This window comes from Micromonospora sp. CNZ303, assembly GCF_004345505.1.
In genome coordinates this window covers 114301-133663 of sequence record NZ_SLVT01000019.1, presented here as the reverse complement: position 1 = coordinate 133663, position 19363 = coordinate 114301, and the positions used below count along the sequence as shown (strand labels likewise).

The window sequence follows — 19363 nt, the reverse complement described above, 5'->3', positions numbered from 1 at the left end:
GTGGCGGTGGGCGGGACGGCCGGTGGGGCGGGCCGGGGAGGGCCCGCCCCACCGGTGACCCGGCGCCGACCTAGGAGAGGGTCAGGGTGAGGGTCGCGGCGTAGTCGCCCGCCGCTGCGGACACCGGCACTCCGAGGTTCAGCCGGGCGCCGCAGGTGAACGTGCCGCCGCTGGCCCCGGCCGCCGAGGTGCAGAGCGCCCGGGCCGCACCGAGGCCGGCACCTGGCGCGGCCACCGCGCCCGGGACGACCGTGCCGGGGTCGCCGGCCAGCGGGTCGTCGACGGCGGCCGCGCTCGGCGCCCAGCCGAGGTTGTCCGCGGCGATGACCCCGCCGGTGCTGGAGGTGAAGTCGGAGACCTGCCCGACGAGGCTCCAGCCGGCGTCGGTGCCCCGCAGGTCCGCCACGGTGGCGTCCTGCAGTGCCCCGCTGGCGACCTGGCCGTTGGTCACGGCCGGCAGGGCGACGGCGGAGCCGGCCACGCCCAGGGTGAGCGGGCCGCCCTTCACGGTGGCGGTGATCCGCTGCACGGCGTCCCCCGCACCGGTGCCGGTCCCGGAGAAGGTGACCGGCGTGAAGGTGTCCTGGCTGCGGTCCGCCGAGCCGCGGGCCGCGAAGGTGATGACGTAACACTGCACGGCGGTGCAGTCGACCCGCTCACCGGTCCGGTCGGTGTAGACCGCGCTGATCGGAAGCGTGGTACGGAACGTGCCGTCGGCGTTGAGCCTGTCCCGCGCCTCCGTCGGCTCGTTCGTCGCGCTCACCCACTTGGTCACCTGGAGCACGCCGGCGTTGGTCCAGTGCTCGTCGACCCTGGGCCCGAACGCGACGTAGACCCCGGCCGCCCCGTTGGCGGCGGGGTCGAAGCCGGAGCCCTCTACGGTGATCGTCGCCCCCGACGGGTCGAGCCCGCCGGACGGGGTGACCGCCACCGCCGGACGCGCCGGCCCGGAGTCGCCGCTGGTGAACGTGAACGACACCGGGTCGAGCGCGTCACCCGCGGCGTAGAAGCCGTTGAACGCCGAGGCGCCGGCGGCGGTCAGCGTCGCGGCGAGGTTGCTGCCGCTCACCGTCCCCGCGCCGCCCAGGTTCCCGCCGGACGCGAGCGTGGCGATGGTCGCCTGCCGCACCGACACCGGTTCGGCCGCCGTGGTGACCAGGTCGACGTCGGCCTTCAGGGCGGCGGTGCCGCCGGAGATGGCGATCGTCGGGTTGGCCAGCGTGATGGTGAACATGTGCGAGGGGTACGAGAAGACCACGGTGCCGCCGTACTCGGCGCTGGCGGCGCCGGTGGCGGAGTCGTGGGTGCCCCCCGTGGACGGGAAGGTGAACGTGCCGTCGGCGTTGATGGTGGCGCCGTTGCTCGCCGCGATCGGCGGGTTGCCGTTGCCGCCCGAGACGTAGGTGCGGAACGACTGCTTGAAACCCCAGGTCAGGGTGCCACCAGTGATGTCGGCCTCGGCTGCCGAGGCGGGGCCGGCGCCCACGAGTGCGGTCGACAGGCCGAGGGCGGCGACCGCCGCCCAGCGCATCGACTGCCGCCAGGCCTGACCGGCTCTGGATCGGACCATGCTGACTCCTTCTCTTGATCCGCTACGGACAGTCAGTAAGGTAAGGCAAACCTAAGAAGTCGACCATCCGCGTTCGGCCCGGTTATCCGGTCCGAACAACCCCTTGTGAACTGGATCTTCATAACTTAGGTTAGCCAAACCTAACTTCTCGGTTCTCCGCCGACGCTCTCGTGAGGAGCCCGATGCGCACACCGCGTCACGTCTTCATGGCCGCCACCCTCATCACCGTGGGTGTCGTCGCCACTGCGCCGCCCGCGCACGCCGGCACCGGCCGCGGCCCCGGCGGCCAGGCGCTCAGCGTCACCCCAAGCACCGGAATCGACAGGTCCGGCGCGACCGTCACCGTCTCCGGCCGCGGGTACGACGTCACCAAGGGCATCTACGTGGCGTTCTGTGTGGACAACGGGCCCGGCGCGGCACCCAGCCCCTGCGGCGGCGGGGCCGACATGACCGGCGCCCTCGGGGCGTCGCACTGGATCTCGTCGAACCCGCCCTCGTACGGCGAAGGGCTGGCCGTCCCGTACGGCCCCGGCGGGTCGTTCCGGATCACGCTCCGGGTCACCCCGGCCATCGGCGACGTCGACTGCACCACGCGCCGGTGCGCGGTGGTGACCCGCGCCGACCACACCCGCACCGCCGACCGTTCCCAGGACGTCCGGGTCCCGACCGTCTTCGCCCGGCCCGCCCCCGCCCCGGCCAGCCCCCGCCCGGCGACATCCGGCGCCACCGCCCCGGGCCGCGCCCCGTCGGCCGCCACCGGGGCACCGGGCGGCGCCGCCGCGCCGGCGACCACGACGGCCAGGCCCGCCTCCCCCGCCGGCGCCCCGGTGACCACCGCCGCCGGGGACGGCGCCGCCCCCACCGCCGCCGCCCCGAGCGAGCTGGCGATCAGCAGGGTGAGCACCGCCACCGAGGCGGGTCGCGGGTGGACCGTCGGCCTGGTGGTGCTCGCGTTGTCGGCCACCGCGCTGCTGGGCCTGCGCCGGTGGCGTCGCCGGGGACAGGCCCGGTGACCGGGCATCCCCGGCGCGACCGCCCCGTGCCGGCGGCCGCCCGCCGTTCCTCGGTCGCGGCCCTGGTGGTGCTGCTCCTCGGGGCCACCGCCTGCTCCGCGTCCCCCTCCGGCGCCACGCCGGCCGCGACGGCTGACTGCGGGCCGGTCACCGCCGCTCTGGACAGCACCGACGTCACCGCGTTGCGGCCGGCACCGGCGCCCGCCCTGCCGGCCACCGTCACCTCCGCCGACGGCACGAGCGTCACCGTCACCGACGCCAGCCGCATCCTGGCGGTGAACCTCTACGGTTCCATCGCCGAGACCGTGTTCGGCCTCGGGCTCGGCGGCAACGTCATCGGCCGGGACACCTCGACCACCTTCCCGGCGGCCGCGCACCTGCCGGTGGTGACCCCGGCCGGGCACGACCTCTCCGCCGAGGCGGTGCTCGCCCTGAACCCGACCGTGGTACTCGCCGACGACAGCATCGGGCCGCCGGAGGTGCTCCGCCAGTTGCGCGCCTCCGGCATCCCCGTCGTCCTGATCGAAGCCGAGCAGACCCTCGCCGCCGTACCGGGCCACGTACGCGCCGTCGCGGCGGCCCTCGGTGTCCCGGCCGCCGGCGAGCTGCTCGTGTCCAGGGTCGAGAGCGAGATCGCGGCGGCCCGCCGGAGCGCGCCCGGGGGCCGGGCGCCCCGGATCGCGTTCCTCTACCTGCGCGGCACCGCCGGGGTCTACCTGATCGGTGGCGACGGAGCCGGCTCGGACGCGATGATCGAGGCGATCGGCGGGGTGGACGCCGGCAGCGCCGTCGGCCTGGCCAGGTTCCGCCCGCTGACCAGTGAGGGACTCATCAACGCCGCCCCGGACGTGATCCTGGTGATGAGCGCCGGGCTCGCCTCCGTCGGCGGAATCGACGGCCTGCTGAAGCTCCCCGGCGTCGCGCAGACCCCGGCCGGAGCGGCCCGCCGGATCGTCGACATGGACGACGGCACCCTGCTCACCTTTGGCACCCGTTCCGGGCGGACCGTGCAGGCCCTGGCCGCCGCCGTTTACTCCTGCGGCAGCGCGTCGTGACCGGCGTCGACACTCCGGTCCGGCCGCCCGCGCGGCCCCCGGCCAGCCGTCCCGTCCGGCGTGGTCCGCTGCTCCTAACGGGCCTCGGCGCCGCCCTGCTGCTGATCGTCCTGGTCGCGGCGGGCCGGGGACAGGTGCAGGTCTCCCCCGCCGAGGTGCTCGGCTCGGTCCTGCACCGGCTCGGCCTGGACGTCGGTGCCCTGCCGACGAACCCCCAGGGCGAGAACGCGCTCTGGATCGTCCGGTTCCCCCGGGTGGTGCTGGCCGCCGTGGTGGGCGCCGCGCTCGGCTGCGCCGGCGCCGTCATGCAGGGCGTCTTCGGTAACCCGCTCGCCGAGCCCGGCGTCATCGGGGTCTCCGCCGGGGCGGCCGTCGGCGCGGCCCTCGCCATCGTCACCGGCGTCACCGTCCTCGGCGGCTGGACCGTCCCCGCCGCCGCCTTCGCCGGGGGGTTGGCCACCACGTACGCCGTGTACCTGCTGGCCCGCGCCAACGGCCGGACCGAGGTGGTGACCCTGGTCCTGACCGGTGTCGCGGTCAACGCCGTCGCCGGGGCGGCGATCGGGCTGCTCATGTTCGTCGCCGACGAGTCCGGCGTGCAGGCCATCGCCTTCTGGAACCTCGGCAGCCTGGCGTCGGCGAACTGGTCGGCGGTCACGCTGGCCGCGCCGTGCCTGGCGGTCGGTCTCGGCGTCGCGTACGCCGACGCCCGCCGGCTCGACCTGCTCGCCCTCGGCGAGCCCGCCGCGCGCCACCTCGGAGTCGACGTGGAGCGGCTGCGGATCCGCATGATCGTGGTCACCGCGCTGCTCGGCGCGGCGGCCGTGGCCTTCACCGGCATCATCAGCTTCATCGGTCTGGTGGTGCCGCACCTGGTCCGGATGGTCGCCGGCCCGGGGCACCGCGTGCTGCTGCCGGCCAGCGCGCTGGGCGGCGCGATCGTGGTGATCGCCGCTGACCTCGCCGCCCGCACCCTGGTCGAGCACCAGGAACTCCCGCTCGGCGTGCTCACCGCGGTCGTCGGCGGGCCGGCCTTCTTCTGGCTGCTGCGCCGCACCCGGAACCGGGCCGGAGGCTGGGGATGAGCCCTCCGGGCAGCCGGGTGACGCGCGCCCCGCGCCGATGGGCGACACCCCGCATTCCGGCGCCGGTGCCGGCCGGGACGCCCCGGGTACGCGTCGCCGACCTGCGCGTCGCCCGCGCGGGGCGACCGGTGCTGGACGGCGTCGACCTGCTGATCCGGGCCGGCGAGGTGCACGCCCTCGTCGGGCCGAACGGGGCGGGCAAGTCCACCCTGCTCGCGGCCGTCAGCGGCGACCTGCCCGCCGTGGCCGGCACCGTGGAGATCGACGGCGCGCCCCCGGCCGGCTGGACGCCGGTGGAGCTGGCGATGCGCCGGGCCGTGCTCCCGCAGCGCAGCACGCTGAGCTTCCCGTTCACCGTCGACGAGGTGGTGCGGATGGGACGGGCGCCGTGGGCCGGGCGGCCGGAACAGGAGCGCGACGACGCGGTGGTCGCCGACGTCCTGCGGCGCTGCGACGCGACCCGGTTCGCCGACCGGCCGTACCCGGCGCTGTCGGGCGGCGAACAGGCGCGCGTCGCGCTGGCCCGGGCGCTGGCGCAGCAGGCCACCGTGCTGTTGCTCGACGAACCGACCGCGGCTCTCGACCTGGGCCACCAGGAGCTGGTCATGCGCGTCGCGCGGGACCGGGCACGGGCCGGCGACGCCGTGGTGGCGGTGCTGCACGACCTGACCCTCGCCGGCGCGTACGCCGACACCGTCACCCTCCTCGACGCCGGGCGGGTACGCGCCGCCGGGCCGCCGGCGGAGGTCTTCACCGCCCCCCTGCTCAGCGAGGTGTACCGGCACGACATCGAGGTCGTGCCCCATCCACGTACCCGACTACCCTTGATCGTTCCCCGACGGCGGCCCACCCGGCCTTCCGTCACCCTGGAGGAGACATGAGCCCGACCAGCACCCCGTTCTCGGCCGAACTGCGGGCCGCCAGCCAGGAGGCCCACCAGGGCGCGGAGTCCCAGCGGTACGTCTCGGCCCTGGTGGCCGGCGAGCTGGACCGCGCCGGCTACGCCGCGCTGGTGGTGCAGCACCACGTGATCTACGAGGCGCTGGAGGCCGCCGCCGAGGCGATGCGCCACGACCCGCTCGCCGGCCCGTTCGTCGACGACGCGCTGACCCGGCTGCCCGCCCTCGCCGCGGACCTGGAGTTCCTGCTCGGGCCCGACTGGCGCCGACGGATCGACCCGACCCCGGCGACGGTCGCCTACGCCGGGCGCCTCGGCGCGGTCTGCGCCAGCTCACCGGAGCGGTTCGTCGCCCACCACTACACCCGCTACCTCGGCGACCTCTCCGGCGGCCTGCACATCGGACGGTCCCTCGCCCGGCACCACGGGCTGACCGGGGACGCCGGGGCGGCGTTCTACCGGTTCGACCGGATCCCCAGTCCGAAGGCGTACAAGGACGCCTACCGGGCCAGGCTGGACGCCCTCCCGCTCGACGAGGTGGGTCGGGCCGTGCTGCGGGCCGAGGTGCTCGTGGCGTACCGGCACAACACCGAGGTCCTCGCCGCCCTGTCCCACCTCGTGCCGGCCACGGACACGGAGGTGGCCGCGTGACCGCCCCGTTCGGCGCCGACGTGGTCGCCGCCGTCTGCCGGCACATGAACGACGACCACGCCGGGGACTCGCTGCTCATCTGCCGCACGCTCGGCGGGCAGCCGGCGGCCACCCGGGCCCGGGCCACCGGCCTGGACGCCGAGGGCATGGAGTTCGCCGTGACGGTGGACGACATCGAGGTCCCGGTGCGGGTGCCGTTCGCCCACCGGCTGAGCGAACGCGCCCAGATCCGGCAGGAGGTGGTGCGGATGTACCGGGAGGCGTGCCAGCGCTCCGGCCTCCCGCCGCGCCCGGCCGGCTGACCGACCGGCGGTCGCAACGCCACGTCCGATCGCCGCCAGCGCCGGCCGACCGGTTCCCGGATAGTCGGCTCCGGTGGCGCGGCGCGCGGTCGCGCCCTCGGTGGAAGGTGGACGGATGCACGTCGTGCCCGGTCTGAAGGTGCTCTACTTCGGCACCCCAGTGGTGCTGGTCACCTCCCGCAACCCCGACGGCACGGCGAATCTCGCGCCGATGTCGTCGGCGTGGTGGCTGGGCCGGCAGGCGATGCTCGGGCTCGGCGACAGCGGCCGGACGACGTCGAACCTGCTGCGCGAGGGTGAGTGCGTGCTCAACCTGCCCTCCTCGGCGATGGTCGACGCGGTCGACCGGATCGCGCTGACCACCGGCCGCCCGGACGTGCCGGAGCAGAAGGCACGCCAGGGCTACCGCTACGAGCCGGACAAGTTCACCCTGGCCGGGCTGACCGCCCAGCCGTCGGCGCTGGTCGGGGCGCCCCGGGTCGCGGAGTGTCCGATCCAACTGGAGTGCCGGGTGGTCGCGGCCCACCCGTTGGCGGGAGACGACGTGCGGGCCACCGCCTTCCAGGTCGAGGTGCTGCGCGCGTACGTCGAGCAGGACCTCGTCATCCCCGGGACGAGCCACGTGGACCCGCTGCGCTGGGATCCGTTGATCATGAAGTTCTGCGAGTTCTTCGGCGGCGGGCACCACGTGCACCCGTCCCGGCTCGCGGAGGGCTGGCAGATGCCTCACCGGCTCGGCGCGGCGTCGCGCTGACCGGTGGGCGACGCGGCCGGCCCCGGGGCACTCCACAGGGGACGGTGGCGGGGCGCCGGTCGTCGCCGGATTGTGCGACCCTGGGGTCGACTGCCCGGGTCACCGGAGGTGATGGCCACGTTACGACTGTGCGAGCTCGTCGCCGTGCCCGGCGCCGCCGCGGTGACCCTCGACGTCGCCGCCGGCGCCACGGCCGCCCTGGTCGCCGCCCCGCCGATCGGCACCGCCGTCGCGCGGGTGGTGAGCGGGCTGGCCGCGCCGGTCGCCGGCCGGGTCCTGGTCGGCGACCGGGAGGTGACCACCCTGCCGCCGCCGCAGCGCCGCATCGCCTACGTGCCGGCCGGCGGCGCGCTGCTGCCCCACCTGACCGTGCGCCGCAACATCGCCTACGGCCAGCGACGGCGGGAACGGGTGCGGGAGATGGCCGACGCGTGGACGGCGAAGGTGGTCGACCGCCTGGAGCTGGCCCCGACACTGGAGCTGCGACCGCACCTGCTGTCGGAGGCGCAGCGGTTCCGGGTGGCGCTCGCCCGGGCGGTGGCCTGCCTGCCCGAGGTGCTGGTGGTCGACCTGCCGACCGGACCGGCCGGCGGTGGGCGGCTGACCGACCTGCTCGGCAGGCTCTCCCCGGAGAACACCCCGGGGGTGGCGGTGCTGGTGTGCACGGCCGACCCGGGCTCGCTGGCCGACGTGCCGGTCGTCGCCGAGGTGGGCCGGTGACGCCGGTGGGCCGGGCCGCGCCGGCGACGCGGCTGAGCCGCCGTACCCTGCTGCGGGCCACCGCCGCGCTCACCGCGACCGCCGGCGCGGGCTGCGCCGCCACGCCGCCGGCGGTCCAGGTCGCGGTCGTGTGGAGCGGCGGCGAGCTGGCCCGTTTCCGCGAGGTCGTGGGCAACTACGGCGCCGACGTGCAGGTGATCAGCGCCGGCAACGACATCGACGCGTTCCTGCGCGCCCGCCACCTGGCCGGCACCAGCCCCGACGTGGCGATCCTGCCCCGGTCGGGGCTGGTCGTCGAGTACGCCCGGCGCGGCTGGCTGCGCGAGCTGACCCCCGCCACCAGCTACGCCCTCCCGCCCGGCATGGCCGACCTGCTCTCCGCCGACGGGCGCCGCTACGGCGTCTGGGTCAAGGCGGCCCACAAGTCGCTGTTCTGGTACTTCCCGTCGATGCTCCCCGAGCCGCCGCGCACCTGGGAGCAGCTCGTGACGCTCACCCGACGGCTCGGCGCGCGGGCCCGGTCGGGCGACGGCCCGGCGCCGCTGGCCGTCGGCGCGGCCGACGGCTGGGTGCTCACCGACTGGTTCGAGAACGTACTCGCCGACGTGGCCCCGCCCGGCCACTACGAGGCGCTGGCGCGCGGCGAGGCCGACTGGCGGAGCCCGTCGGTGCACACGGCGCTGGACCGGCTCGCCGAGCTGTGGGGCGTCGACGGCGCGTTCCCCGGCGGCGGTCGCCGGGCCCTGCTCACCCAGTACGAGGAGTCGGTGATCCAGGTGGTGCACCACCGGCGGGCCACGATGCTCTTCGAAGCCGACTTCGTCGACGACGTCAGCCGTCGGTTCCGCCGGGGCCCGGAGCAGCCGGAGACCTTCCGCTTCCCGGGCGCCCGGGTGGCCGGCGGCCCGCTGATCGTCGGCGGTGACGCCGCCGTGGCGTTCGCCGGTTCGGCCCGTGGGGCGGAGCTGGTGCGCTGGCTCAGCGGCGGCTCCGCCTTCCAGCCGTGGCTGCGCGCCGGCGGCTACCTCTCCCCGAACGTGTCCGTGCCGCTGGGCGACTACCGCGATCCCGTCCGCCGCCGCCTCGCCGCCGAGCTGCGCACGGCCGAGGCGGTGCGCTTCGACCTGTCCGACCGGCTGCCGGGCCCGTTCACCGGCTCCGACGGGGTGGGCATCTGGCGGATCATGCAGGACTTCTTCGCCGACGTCACCGACGGGGTCCCCGCCGGCAGGGCGACCCGCCGGGCCGTCGGGCAACTGGCGGCGGCGGCCCGGTCGGCGGGCGGCGGCCGATGAGCCGGGTCCTGGGCGAGCTGGCGGTCCTCGACGACGTCGGGCCGCCCCGGCGCGGGCGGGCCTACCCGGCGGCGGGGGCCACCTCGGCGCTGCTGCTGCCCGCCCTGCTGCTGCTCGGCGGGCTGGTGGCGTGGCCGGTGCTGCGTACGCTGCACGCCAGCGTCACCACCGACGGCCGGTGGGTGGGCGCGGAGCACTTCCGCACCGCGCTGGCCGCGCCCGGCACCGGCGCCGTGGTGGGACGCACGCTGCTCTGGGCGCTGCTGGTGCCGGCGGTGGTCACCGTCCTGGGCTACCTGCTCGCCGCCGCCTCGCGCCGCTCGCAGGAGGGCGGGCTGGTCCGCCTCATCCTGGTGGTGCCCACCGCGCTGCCGCTGGTGGTCACCGGGGTCACCTTCCGGCTGATGTACGACCCGGACCCGGAACGCGGCCTGGCCACGCTGGTCGCGGCGACGCTGACCGGCCGGTCGGCGGCCGACGCCCCGCAACTGCTCGGTCCCGGCCTGGTCACGGTGGCGCTGATGTCGGCGTTCGTGTGGGCGTGGGTCGGGCTGGCCGTGCTGGTGTTCCGGGCCGCCCTCGACGCGGTGCCGCCCAGCCTCGCCGACGCGGTGCGCGCCTACGGCGGCAACCGCCGCGACGTGCTCTGGGACGCGCAGTGGCGGCCACTGCTGCTGCGCACCGTGGCGGTGGTGTTCACCCTGGCGGCGCTCGGCACCGCCCGGACGTTCGACCTGATCCTGGTGATGACGCCCGGCTCGGTGCGCGACGAGGCGTCGGTGCTCGCGCTGCGGGTCTGGCAGACCTCCAACGGCGCCACCACCGGCGAGGGCGCGGCGCTCGGCGTGGTGTGGCTGGTGGCGGTGGCCGCCGGCATGCTGGTCGCCGCGCTGTTCGTGCGGCAGGCGTGGCCGCCGCCCCGCGACCCGGTGCCCGTCGCGCCCGAACCGGTGGCGCCCGCGCCACGCCGGACGACCCGGCTGCTGGTGGCGGGCGCGGCGGTCGCCTGGCTGGTGCCGCTCGGGGTGCTGCTCGCCACCTCGCTGCACGGGACGGTGGACGCGGCGGCCCGGGGCTGGTGGTGGAGCCCGCCCGGCCTCGACTCCTACCGCGACCTGCTGACCGGCGCGGAGCTGTGGCGCACGCTGGGCTTCACGCTGGTGCTGGCGACCGTGGTCACCGCCGTGGTGCTGGGCGTCGCGCTGCTCGCCGCGTACCCGCTGGCCTGGCTGACCGGGCCACCCGCCCAGGCCACCGGGCTGCTGCTGATGGCCGCCAGCATCGTGCCGGTACAGGTCATCGCCGGGCCGGTCAACGAGGTGCTCGGCGTGGTGCTCTCCTCGGGCACGGCGCGTGGCCTGGCGCTGGTACACGTCGCACTGGGCGTGCCGTTCGCCGTGCTGGTGCTGCGCAACGCGTTCGCGGACCTGCCCGCCGAGCAGGTGCGGGCGGCCCGGGTGGGCGGGCGGCACTGGTGGGGCACCCTGCGGCTGCTCGCCCGGCACAACCGCCCGGCCGTGGTGGCGGTCGCGGTGCTGGAGTTCGTGCAGGTGTGGAACGACCTGGTGGTGGGCCTGCTGTTCAGCGGTCCGGGCGCGCTGCCGCTGGGGCTGTTCCTCGCCGGCCAGACCCGGGGCTTCGCGGCCAACAGCGGGGCGCTCGCCGCCGGCTCGGTCATCGCCTCCGTCCTGCCGGTGCTGCTGGTGGTGCTGGCGCGCCGCCAGCTCGTCGCCGGCCTGGTCGCCGGGGGTGTGCGGTGACGGGGCCGGGACCGGCCCGCCGCTCGCGGCGGCCCCGGCGGCTGAGCCTGCTGCTCGCGATCGGTGGCGTGGTAGGCGGCACGGTCAGCGCGGTGCTCGGCAACGTCACCGGCAACCTGCTCTCCGAGCTGTCCGTCGCCCAGCTCGGCTCGGCGAGCGCCGGGGTGATCGTGCTCGGCCTCGCCGCCGCGATGATCGTGGAATGGCGCCGCCAGCGGCAGCAGGCCACGACGCCGGACGACACCGAGCCGCCGCCCGGCGCCGGCGCCGGCGCCGGCGCGCCCACCCTGCCGTGGCCGGCCGGGTTCACGGGGCGGGCCGGGCACGTCGACGCGATCGTCGACCTGCTGGAGAAGGAGCACGCGGTCGCGGTGGTCGGCCGGCGGGCCGTCGGCACGTCGGCCTGCGCGATCCAGGCCGCCAACCTGTGCCGGGACGACTTCCCGGACGGCCAGTACTACCTGGACCTGCGCCGGGGCGGCCGGCGGCACGACGCCCGGCAGGTGCTGACCGCGCTGGCCCGGATCCTCGGCACCCGGCCGCCGGCGTCGGGACGCGCCGACGACCTCGCCGACGCCGTCGACGAGCTGAGCGGCCAGCTCGACGGCCGGGCGGTCCTCGTGGTGCTGGACAACGTGGACGACCCGGCCCAGGTCCGGCCGCTGCTGCCGCCGACCGCGCGGACGTGCCGCCTGCTGCTGGCCGGCACGGGAGCGCTGGCCGCGGTGGACGGGGTGGTGGCGCACGGGCTCGCCGAGCCGGACGCCGCCGACGCCGTCGAGCTGTTCGCCGCCGCCGGCGCCGCCGCGCCCGTCGCCCGGCCGCACCGCCCGGACCCGCGCACCGACCCCGCGGTACGCGACCTCGTCGAACTCTGCGGGCGGCAGCCCCGCACGGTCGCGGAGCTCGGCCGGCGTACGGCGCAGCACGGGTGGCGGCACACCGACGTGCTCGGCGCGCTGCGCCGCGCCGTCGACACGCCCCCGCACCAGCACGTCGCCGCCTCCCCGGCGACCCTGCTGGTGACCGCGCGGGACACCGCGTACCACGCGCTGGGCGGCGAGGCGGGGCGGTTGTGGCGGCTGATGTCGCTCAGCCCGGTGCCGCTGGACCGACCGACGATCGGGGCGCTCGCCGGCCGCCGCCCGGACCGGGTGGCCGCCCTGCTGCACGAGCTGGCCGCCGGCGGGTTCGTCACCGGCGCGCCCGGTGACCGCTACGAGGTGCGCCCGCTGCTGGCCCCGTACGCCCGGATGCACCTGCGCGACGCGGAGCCGGCGCGGCGGCGGGTCGCCGCGCAGGCCCGGCTCACCCGGCACCTGGCCCGGCGGGCCGAGCGGCATGCCGCGAGCCTCGCCGTGGTCGGCTCACCGCCGGACCGGGAACCGACGCTGGCGTTGGACGACGACCCGTACGGCTGGTTCGACCTGCACCAGGAGCTGCTGCTGGCCGTGGTCAGGGTGCCGGCGGGCGCGGCGGAGACCCTGCCGCGCCGGGTGCGCCGCTGGTGGTTCCGCCTGGCGGTGGCGCTGTGCGGCTGGCTCGCCCACGCCGAGCGCCTCGACGAGTGGGCGGAGGTGTGCCGCACGGTGCTCACCACGCCCACGGCCGACGACCGGCCGGAGATCGCCGGCTGGGCGCACAACGAGCTGGGGGTGCTGCGCCGCCGCCGGGGCGACCCGCAGGCAGCGGCGACGGCGCTCAGCCTCGCGGTGGCGGAGCGGGGCCGGCGCGGCACCGCGCAGGCGCGGATGAACCTGGGCCTGGTGCTGCTGGACCTGGGGCAGTTCGACGACGCGGTGGAGCACCTGGAGCTGTCGCGGCGGCACCGCTCCGCGGCGGACCGGGCCGGGCACGCGCTGACCGATCTGGGCCTGGGCGCCGCCCGGCTGTCCCGGGGAGAGTTGGAGGTCGCACACCGCCACCTGGTCCGCGCGGCGAACGCCTTCCGCGCGCTCGGCGACGCCCGGGGCTACGCGGCGGCGCTGACGAACCTGGTGCTGGTGCACGCCGGGCTCGGCGAGCACCTCGACGCGGCGCAGTCGTGGCGGGCGGCGCTGCGGGAGTACGAGTCCGTGGCCGATCCGACCAACCGGGCCGCCGCGCTGCTCAACGCGGGTGCCGCGCTGTTGTCCACCACGCCGGCGCAGGCACGGCAGGCGTACGAGTTGCTGGCGGAGAGCCTGCGGCTGCGCGACGGGCGGCCGACGGCCGGCCTGGGGCGGACCCTGCTGCACCTGGGCGACGCGGCGGCGGCCCTCGACGACGCCGACGAGGCCCGGCGCCACTGGGCGGACGCGGCGGGCGTGTGCGAGGAGGCGGGGGACGTCGACGGTCAGGCGGCGGCCGACGCCCGCCTGGTGGGCAGCGACGCGCCGGCCTGAGCGGGGCCCGCGCCGAGGGCCCCGCTCGGGCGACGGCGGGTGCCCGGGGACCGGCGCGGCGTCTACTCGGCGCGCCAGACGGCCTCGCGGGGCGGGCCGGGCTCGGCCCAGCACAGCCCGCCCTTCGCCGCCACCCCCGGCAGCCCCTCGACCATGCGGCTGATGTCCACGAGCGACGCCAGCGACACCACGACGTCGTTGCGCAGGTCCGCCACCGCCGTCTCGAGGTCGTCCTCCTCCGCCGCCCAGTCGATGTCCGCGGCCCGCAGGTCGGCCACCGCGTGGTCGGTGAGCACCTGCGGATCGGTCACGGCCACCGTGAGCCGGCAGTACACGTTGAGGACGAGCGGTTCGGGGGCGTCGACGTCAGTCACCGCACCAGCATGACCCACGCGCCACCGATGAGAAACGCCAGCGGCCTCGCAGCCGGCACCGGGTCGTTCCCGGGGGCAGGACGCGTTGCTGCGAGAAAGCCGTCGGATGCCTACCGCTCGGCACCGCGAGCTGCTACACCTTGGCTCACTGCCCTCGGCGCCCCTGGCACCGCCGACGCACGGAGGTCACATGACCACGCTGATCCTCAAGGTTCCGGTCGCCGACGGCGGCGACGAGTACATCGAGGTCGAGGCGGAGCGGCGGGACCTCGGGAACATCGAGTTGGTGGCGGCGGGCGACGGCGGCGCCCCGTGGGCCGGCGTCACGCTGACCAACTCGCTGGAGCGGGTGCTGCCCGCCGTGCGCGCCGTGGTCGCCGGGCTGCGGGCGGCGGCGTCCACTCCCGACGAGATCTCCGTCGAGCTGGGGCTGACGGTGGGCGGGGAGACGGGTCTGATCTTCACGAAGGGGACCGCCGAGGCGACCTTCAAGGTCAGCCTGACCTGGCACCGTCCCGATGCTCCTGCGCCCGCCAGGTCAGCCGCCGCGGAGGCGCCAGCGGTGTGAAGCGGTCGCTGTCGCGCAGTTGCCGGTACTGGCGCACGCCTATCGGGGCCTCGTCACTCGGCATCCGGTCGGTGTCGGTGTAGAGCTTTCCGCCGAGGTGGTCGATCTCGTGGGCCACGCTGCGGGCCAGGGCCCCGGTCAGGACCACGTCCCGGTCGTCCCCCTGCGCGGTGCGGTGCCGCACGCGCAGGCCGTAGGGCCGCCGGACCCGGCCCCGCACGTCGAAGAAGCTGAGGCAGCCCTCGAACTCCAGCACCTCCTCGTCGGTCCGCTCGACGACGCTCGGATTGACCAGTTCGAGGTAGTCGTTCGACCCCGGCTGGCGGACGATCGCGATGGCGTACGCCATGCCGAGTTGCGGCGCCGCTATCCCCATGCTGACCTGCGGCTTGAAGGCGTGGTAGCGGTTGACCCAGCCGGCCACCCGGCGTAGGTGAGCGAGCACCCGCACCGCCAACTGCCGATCGTGGGACGAGTCGAAGTCGATGAGCCGCGTCCTCGTCGGCAGGTTCGACGACTCGCGCCCACGGGCCGGCTCGCGCAGCTGCCGGATGCCGAACTGCCGCAGCACGCTTGCCGCGTCGTCGCACTCGCTGCTGTCGGGGATGCGGCGCCAGAAGAACCAGTCCAGTCGGATGCGGCGTTCCTCGGCGAGGTTCTCCTCCTCGGCGCTGCGGTCCCAGGAGTAGACGATCCGGTCGCCCTCCACCCGTGTCTCGACGTCGGAGAGCGGTTCGAGGTCCGTCTCCGACGGCAGCGAGGTCATGCCCCAGCACTCCGGCTCCAGCTCGGCCGGCAGGTACGCCTCGATGGAGAGCCGGTCGGTGTTGGGCTTGACGTTGCGCTTGTACCACTGCCCCCAGATCTCGTCGCTGACCCGGTAGCGGTACTCGATGACCGCCTGCTGGCCGGGCGTCAGCAGCCCCGGCCCGGGAAAGCAGAGGTCGAAGTTGATCTCCTCATGGCGCACCTTCGTCGCCTTGACGTCCATCGGCCTGGTCCGGTCGTCGACCGTGCACCAGGCCTGGAGCCCGATGTCCCGGGCCGGGTCGCCGACGCTGAGCGGATGCCGGGCGTGGTGGCGCAGGTTGCGGGACGCCTCGTCGTTGAGGAAGCGTGCCACCGACACCTTCATCTCGTACTTGGCGCGGGGACTACCCCCGCCGTGGCGCAGCAGCCGGCGCTGTCGCAGCGTGTAGTGGCTGCCGTCGTAGTGCACCTCACCGTGGTCGTGCAGCAGCGCCAGGCCGGGGCGGGCGGTCGCGACCGCCGCCAGTGCCCGCTCCAGCAGTGCGCCGTCGAGCACGAGCACCTCGGCGGAACCGTCCGTGGTGATGGCCTGGAGCATGCCGAACACCAGCGAGGTGGCCGGGTCCCAGACCGGCCCCCCGCTGAACCCGGACTGCACCCGGAAGACCCGGAGCACCGTCTCGTCGACCTGGAGCCGGTGCTTGCCGACCGCGCCGAGCAGGCTGCCCCGCACGTGCCGTCCGAGGTCACGGCCGTGACCCGGCCCCCACATCTGCACGGCGGCGTTGTAACGGTCGTTCAGGTCAGCCCTGATGCGCAGCGGCTCCGCCCCGCTGCCGTCCAGCCCTTCGCCGAGCCGGAGCACCGCCACGTCCTCGACGTCGAAGCTCTCGCCGGTGGGCAACCACGCCACCACCTCGGCACTGCGCTCGATCCAACTGTTCGGCGGCCCGAGCAGCGCGAAGTGCAGGGAGACGCGGATGTTCCTCGGCACGGGCTCCGCGTGCCGCGCCGGCCGACCGAGCGCCGCGTTGACCACGTGGGCGCAGGTGACCATCACACGCTCCCCGACCAGGAATGCCAACCCGACGCGCTCGGCGTCGCGTCGACCGAGCACGAAAGCGATGGCGCGCTCGACCCGGTACATCACCGGGACCTCCGTTCCGCTGCGGATTACCGATCCTATCGGAAATCACCGTTCCCGCCCTGTCCGAACGTTGACCGAGAACGTCGAAGAATGGAGCATGGCAGTGGTGAAGAAGTGGGCCGCACTCTTCGATCTCGACGGCACCCTGGTCGACACGGCACCGCTGTGGCGGGCCGCGTTCACCGCGCTGATCGGTCGACGGCAGGCCGTGCCGGCGGGGGCGCTCGACGGGCTGCGCGGACTCACGGCGCTGGAGGCCGCCCGCACCGTGCATCGTCGACTGGGCTGGTCGGAGGTGGATCTCACCACCGACGCGGCCTGGGTGGAGCGGTTCGTACGACGGTGCCACCTCGATGGCATGGCGCGATGGGACGGTTCCGGGCTCTGCCTCGTCGCGGATCTGCGACGGCACGGCGTGCCGGTCGGGCTCGTCACGTCGAGCAGCCGGGAGATCGTGAACGCGTTGCTGACTCACAATGACGTTCCCCAATTCGACACCGTCGTCTGCGGCGACGACGTGACTCGGCCAAAACCCGCGCCCGATCCCTATTTGCTCGGTGCGCGCCGGCTGCAATTTCCACCGTCTCGGTGCGTTGTCGTGGAAGATTCACCAACGGGAGTCTCCAGCGCGATTGCCGCTGGCTGCCCGGTGGTGATGGTCGGCGACGGATCGCCGGTCGCGCCCGGCCGGCGGCTGGCCGACCTCACCGTGGCGCTGCTGTCCGCCGCGGTGCCACCCGACGGCCCCGACGGGATCCACGGTGACGACCGCCCGGGGCCGCCGACGACTTCGCTTAGGGCTTGACCTAAGTGTTCGGCGCAAGCATACTTAGGTGCATGCCTAAGCAATCGGCCGGCGGAGCCGGAAGCGACGACGGGACCCTGGACGGCGTGTTCCACGCGCTGTCGGACCCGACCCGCCGCCGGGTCGTCGAGCTGCTCGGCCGAGGGCCCGCGACAACCAGCGAGCTCGCTCGTCCGTTTGACATGGCACTGCCGTCGTTCACCCAGCACCTGGGCGTCCTCGAGCGCTCCGGCCTGGTGACGTCGGAGAAGAAGGGGCGCGTGCGGACCTACCGGCTCGCCCCCCAGCCGCTCGAGCACGTCGACACCTGGCTCGCCGGTCAGCGCGCGACATGGTCCCGGCGCCTCGACCAGCTCGACTCGTTTCTCCACGACCTGAAGGAGCAGCAGACATGACCGCCTACCCGAGCGTGAACCCGAACCTCGACCTCGTCCTGGAGCGCACCGTCGACGTCGCCCCCGAGCTGGTCTGGAAGGCCTGGACCACGCCCGAGCTGATCGTGCAGTGGTTCGCCCCGCGGCCCTGGTCGACCTCGTCCTGCGAGATCGACCTCCAGCCCGGCGGCAGGTTCAACACGGTGATGCGCTCGCCCGAGGGCGAGGAGTACCCGAGCACCGGCTGCATCCTGGTCGTCGAGGAGGGCTCGACGCTGATCTTCACCTCGGGGTTGGGCCCCGGCTTCCGCCCCCAGGTGGTCAGCGACGACCTCCCGTTCACCGCGATCATCAAGCTCGAACCCACCTGCAACGGCACGAAGTACACGGCCACGGCGATCCACGCCGACGCCGCCGCGAAGAAGTCGCACGAGGAGATGGGCTTCGCCGAGGGCTGGAGCGCCGCGCTGGACCAGCTGGTCGAGGTCGTCAAGGGCCTCTGACGGACGCGGCGACGGGATGCGGGCCCCGCCGTGCGGACCGGCGGCACGATCGGCTGGTCCCGCGTCCCGTCGCCCCGCCCGGGGCCGGCCGCGCGAGCCGCCAGGCGGCGGCCCACAGCGACGGCGACCGTCAGATGTTGGCGGAGTCGGGCGGCACGTCGGCCGGCAGGGCGGGTGCCCCGGCCAACGGGGCCTCCGTGCGGCAGGACGACCCCACGGTGTAGGCGGTCATCGACAGCGACCCGTACGCGTACCCGTCCACCAGCACCTCCGCGCCGTTGCCGGCGGCGCCGGCCAGGCCGGCGAGGTAGAGCAGCGGGATGAAGTGGTCCGGCGTCGGTACGGCCCGGCCGAAGTCACGGTGGGCGTCCAGCGTGGCCGCCTCGGTCGGCTCGCCGAGCATGACGTCCTTCGCCGCCTCGTCGAACCGCCGCGCCCAGTCGAAGCCCTCGTCGACCATGCGCGGGTCCACCCCCCGCAGGTTGTGCACCACGTTGCCGCTGGTCACGACGAGCACTCCGCGCTCGCGCAACGGGGCGAGCCGCGCGCCCAGGTCCAGGTGGTAGTCCAGGCTCTTGAACGCGTTGATGCTCAACTGGACGACCGGGACGTCCGCGTCGGGAAACGCGTGGGTGAGCACCGACCAGGTGCCGTGGTCGATCCCCCACGAGTCGACGTCCGCCCCGACCCAGGTGGGGTGGACCACGTCGGCGATCTCCTCCGCCAGCTCCGGCAGGCCGGGCGCCGGGTAGCGGACGTCGAACAGCTCCGGCGGGAAGCCGTAGAAGTCATGGATCGTCCTCGGCCGGGGCATCGCGGTGACGGCGGTGGCGCCGATGTACCAGTGGGCCGACACGACCAGGATCGCCCGGGGCCGCGGAACCGCCCGCCCGAAGGCGCGCCACGCCTGCGTGTAGCGGTTGAGTTCCAGCGCGTTCATCGGGCTGCCGTGCCCGATGAACGCGGCCGGCATCACCGCCGGGACGGTCTCGCTGCTCATGCTGCTCCCCCCGGGCTCACGCTGAGGCGAGCCTAACCGCTGTCGTGGGGAGCCGACCGGTCATCGCCGGCCGCGACCGGTCGGCACCGGTCGCGGCCGGCGATCGCCGTCAGTCGGACACCTCGCGCCAGGCGGGGTGATTGCCACGCCATGCACCGGCGAGGATGACCGCGGACGTCCGGCCGGGGCATTCCTGCACCCGGGAGCGGCCGGACTCGCCGCCGATTCGTACCTGTACGTCCCAACGCTGCCCATCGGTGCGGATGTACACGTCCCGACGCCCGCGTTGCGACGTGTCACCGTTCCACCAGTGTTCTTCGACCCTCACCCAGCGACCGTATAGCAGTTCGTCCGT

The 19363-nt window shown here is 75.1% G+C and carries 19 protein-coding genes; 15 read left to right on the top strand and 4 right to left on the bottom strand.

The annotated features are described in order from the left end of the window. Window positions 1-70 precede the first annotated feature (70 nt). Window positions 71-1570, bottom strand: a complete 1500-nt coding sequence (locus tag EV374_RS25800; RefSeq protein WP_132239699.1) for an HtaA domain-containing protein — start codon at window positions 1568-1570, stop codon at window positions 71-73. Between the two features lie 182 nt (window positions 1571-1752). Between EV374_RS25800 and EV374_RS25795 the strand changes: the two genes are divergently transcribed. The 11 genes from EV374_RS25795 (at window position 1753) to EV374_RS25745 (ending at window position 13487) form a co-directional block, all read left to right on the top strand. Continuing rightward, on the top strand, window positions 1753-2583 hold the full coding sequence (locus EV374_RS25795) for a hypothetical protein (protein ID WP_132239697.1): 831 nt from the start codon (window positions 1753-1755) through the stop codon (window positions 2581-2583). Further along, entirely contained in the window at window positions 2580-3638 is a 1059-nt protein-coding gene (locus EV374_RS25790; protein WP_486485962.1) for a heme/hemin ABC transporter substrate-binding protein, read from the top strand. Before EV374_RS25795 ends, EV374_RS25790 begins: the two co-directional genes overlap by 4 nt. Next, entirely contained in the window at window positions 3635-4723 is a 1089-nt protein-coding gene (locus tag EV374_RS25785) for an iron ABC transporter permease (protein ID WP_486485961.1), read from the top strand. The genes EV374_RS25790 and EV374_RS25785 overlap by 4 nt, the downstream gene beginning before the upstream one ends. Beyond that, window positions 4720-5604, top strand: a complete 885-nt coding sequence (locus EV374_RS25780; protein WP_132239693.1) for a heme ABC transporter ATP-binding protein — start codon at window positions 4720-4722, stop codon at window positions 5602-5604. The genes EV374_RS25785 and EV374_RS25780 overlap by 4 nt, the downstream gene beginning before the upstream one ends. Next, complete coding sequence (locus EV374_RS25775) at window positions 5601-6272, top strand: biliverdin-producing heme oxygenase (RefSeq protein WP_132239691.1); 672 nt, start codon at window positions 5601-5603, stop codon at window positions 6270-6272. The genes EV374_RS25780 and EV374_RS25775 overlap by 4 nt, the downstream gene beginning before the upstream one ends. Then, window positions 6269-6574, top strand: a complete 306-nt coding sequence (locus tag EV374_RS25770; protein WP_132239689.1) for a DUF2470 domain-containing protein — start codon at window positions 6269-6271, stop codon at window positions 6572-6574. The genes EV374_RS25775 and EV374_RS25770 overlap by 4 nt, the downstream gene beginning before the upstream one ends. Before the next feature lie 115 nt (window positions 6575-6689). Beyond that, window positions 6690-7328, top strand: a complete 639-nt coding sequence (locus EV374_RS25765; RefSeq protein ID WP_132239687.1) for a flavin reductase family protein — start codon at window positions 6690-6692, stop codon at window positions 7326-7328. A gap of 111 nt (window positions 7329-7439) precedes the next feature. Beyond that, on the top strand, window positions 7440-8048 hold the full coding sequence (locus EV374_RS25760; protein WP_132239685.1) for an ATP-binding cassette domain-containing protein: 609 nt from the start codon (window positions 7440-7442) through the stop codon (window positions 8046-8048). Continuing rightward, on the top strand, window positions 8045-9343 hold the full coding sequence (locus EV374_RS25755; protein WP_165947912.1) for an extracellular solute-binding protein: 1299 nt from the start codon (window positions 8045-8047) through the stop codon (window positions 9341-9343). The genes EV374_RS25760 and EV374_RS25755 overlap by 4 nt, the downstream gene beginning before the upstream one ends. After that, a complete protein-coding gene (locus tag EV374_RS25750; protein ID WP_132239681.1) occupies window positions 9340-11103 on the top strand; it encodes an ABC transporter permease in 1764 nt (587 codons plus the stop codon). Before EV374_RS25755 ends, EV374_RS25750 begins: the two co-directional genes overlap by 4 nt. Beyond that, the gene (locus EV374_RS25745; RefSeq protein WP_132239679.1) at window positions 11100-13487 is read left to right on the top strand and encodes a tetratricopeptide repeat protein; all 2388 of its coding nucleotides are present in this window, start codon (window positions 11100-11102) and stop codon (window positions 13485-13487) included. The genes EV374_RS25750 and EV374_RS25745 overlap by 4 nt, the downstream gene beginning before the upstream one ends. 62 nt (window positions 13488-13549) lie before the next feature. Here EV374_RS25745 and EV374_RS25740 read toward each other — a convergent pair whose 3' ends face one another. Then, on the bottom strand, window positions 13550-13861 hold the full coding sequence (locus tag EV374_RS25740; RefSeq protein WP_132239677.1) for a hypothetical protein: 312 nt from the start codon (window positions 13859-13861) through the stop codon (window positions 13550-13552). Between the two features lie 190 nt (window positions 13862-14051). Between EV374_RS25740 and EV374_RS25735 the strand changes: the two genes are divergently transcribed. After that, on the top strand, window positions 14052-14429 hold the full coding sequence (locus tag EV374_RS25735) for a CU044_2847 family protein (protein WP_132239675.1): 378 nt from the start codon (window positions 14052-14054) through the stop codon (window positions 14427-14429). On the opposite strand, the gene EV374_RS25730 is transcribed toward EV374_RS25735, so the two are convergent. Further along, a complete protein-coding gene (locus tag EV374_RS25730; RefSeq protein WP_132239673.1) occupies window positions 14356-16326 on the bottom strand; it encodes a peptide deformylase in 1971 nt (656 codons plus the stop codon). The two genes, EV374_RS25735 and EV374_RS25730, sit on opposite strands and share 74 nt — an antisense overlap. Before the next feature lie 97 nt (window positions 16327-16423). Between EV374_RS25730 and EV374_RS25725 the strand changes: the two genes are divergently transcribed. Genes EV374_RS25725 through EV374_RS25715 form a run of 3 tightly spaced genes read left to right on the top strand, consistent with a single transcriptional unit; the run spans window position 16424 to window position 18008 of the window. Further along, on the top strand, window positions 16424-17131 hold the full coding sequence (locus EV374_RS25725) for an HAD family hydrolase (RefSeq protein WP_165947910.1): 708 nt from the start codon (window positions 16424-16426) through the stop codon (window positions 17129-17131). Between the two features lie 32 nt (window positions 17132-17163). After that, window positions 17164-17526 carry a metalloregulator ArsR/SmtB family transcription factor gene (locus EV374_RS25720; protein ID WP_132239669.1) on the top strand — a complete coding sequence of 121 codons (363 nt, stop codon included), beginning with the start codon at window positions 17164-17166 and terminating at the stop codon, window positions 17524-17526. Next, a complete protein-coding gene (locus EV374_RS25715) occupies window positions 17523-18008 on the top strand; it encodes an SRPBCC family protein (RefSeq protein ID WP_132239667.1) in 486 nt (161 codons plus the stop codon). Before EV374_RS25720 ends, EV374_RS25715 begins: the two co-directional genes overlap by 4 nt. A gap of 130 nt (window positions 18009-18138) precedes the next feature. Here the strand turns inward: EV374_RS25715 and ygiD are convergent, their stop codons facing one another. Continuing rightward, window positions 18139-19008, bottom strand: a complete 870-nt coding sequence (gene ygiD / locus EV374_RS25710) for a DODA-type extradiol aromatic ring-opening family dioxygenase (RefSeq protein WP_486485960.1) — start codon at window positions 19006-19008, stop codon at window positions 18139-18141. Window positions 19009-19363: the final 355 nt, after the last annotated feature.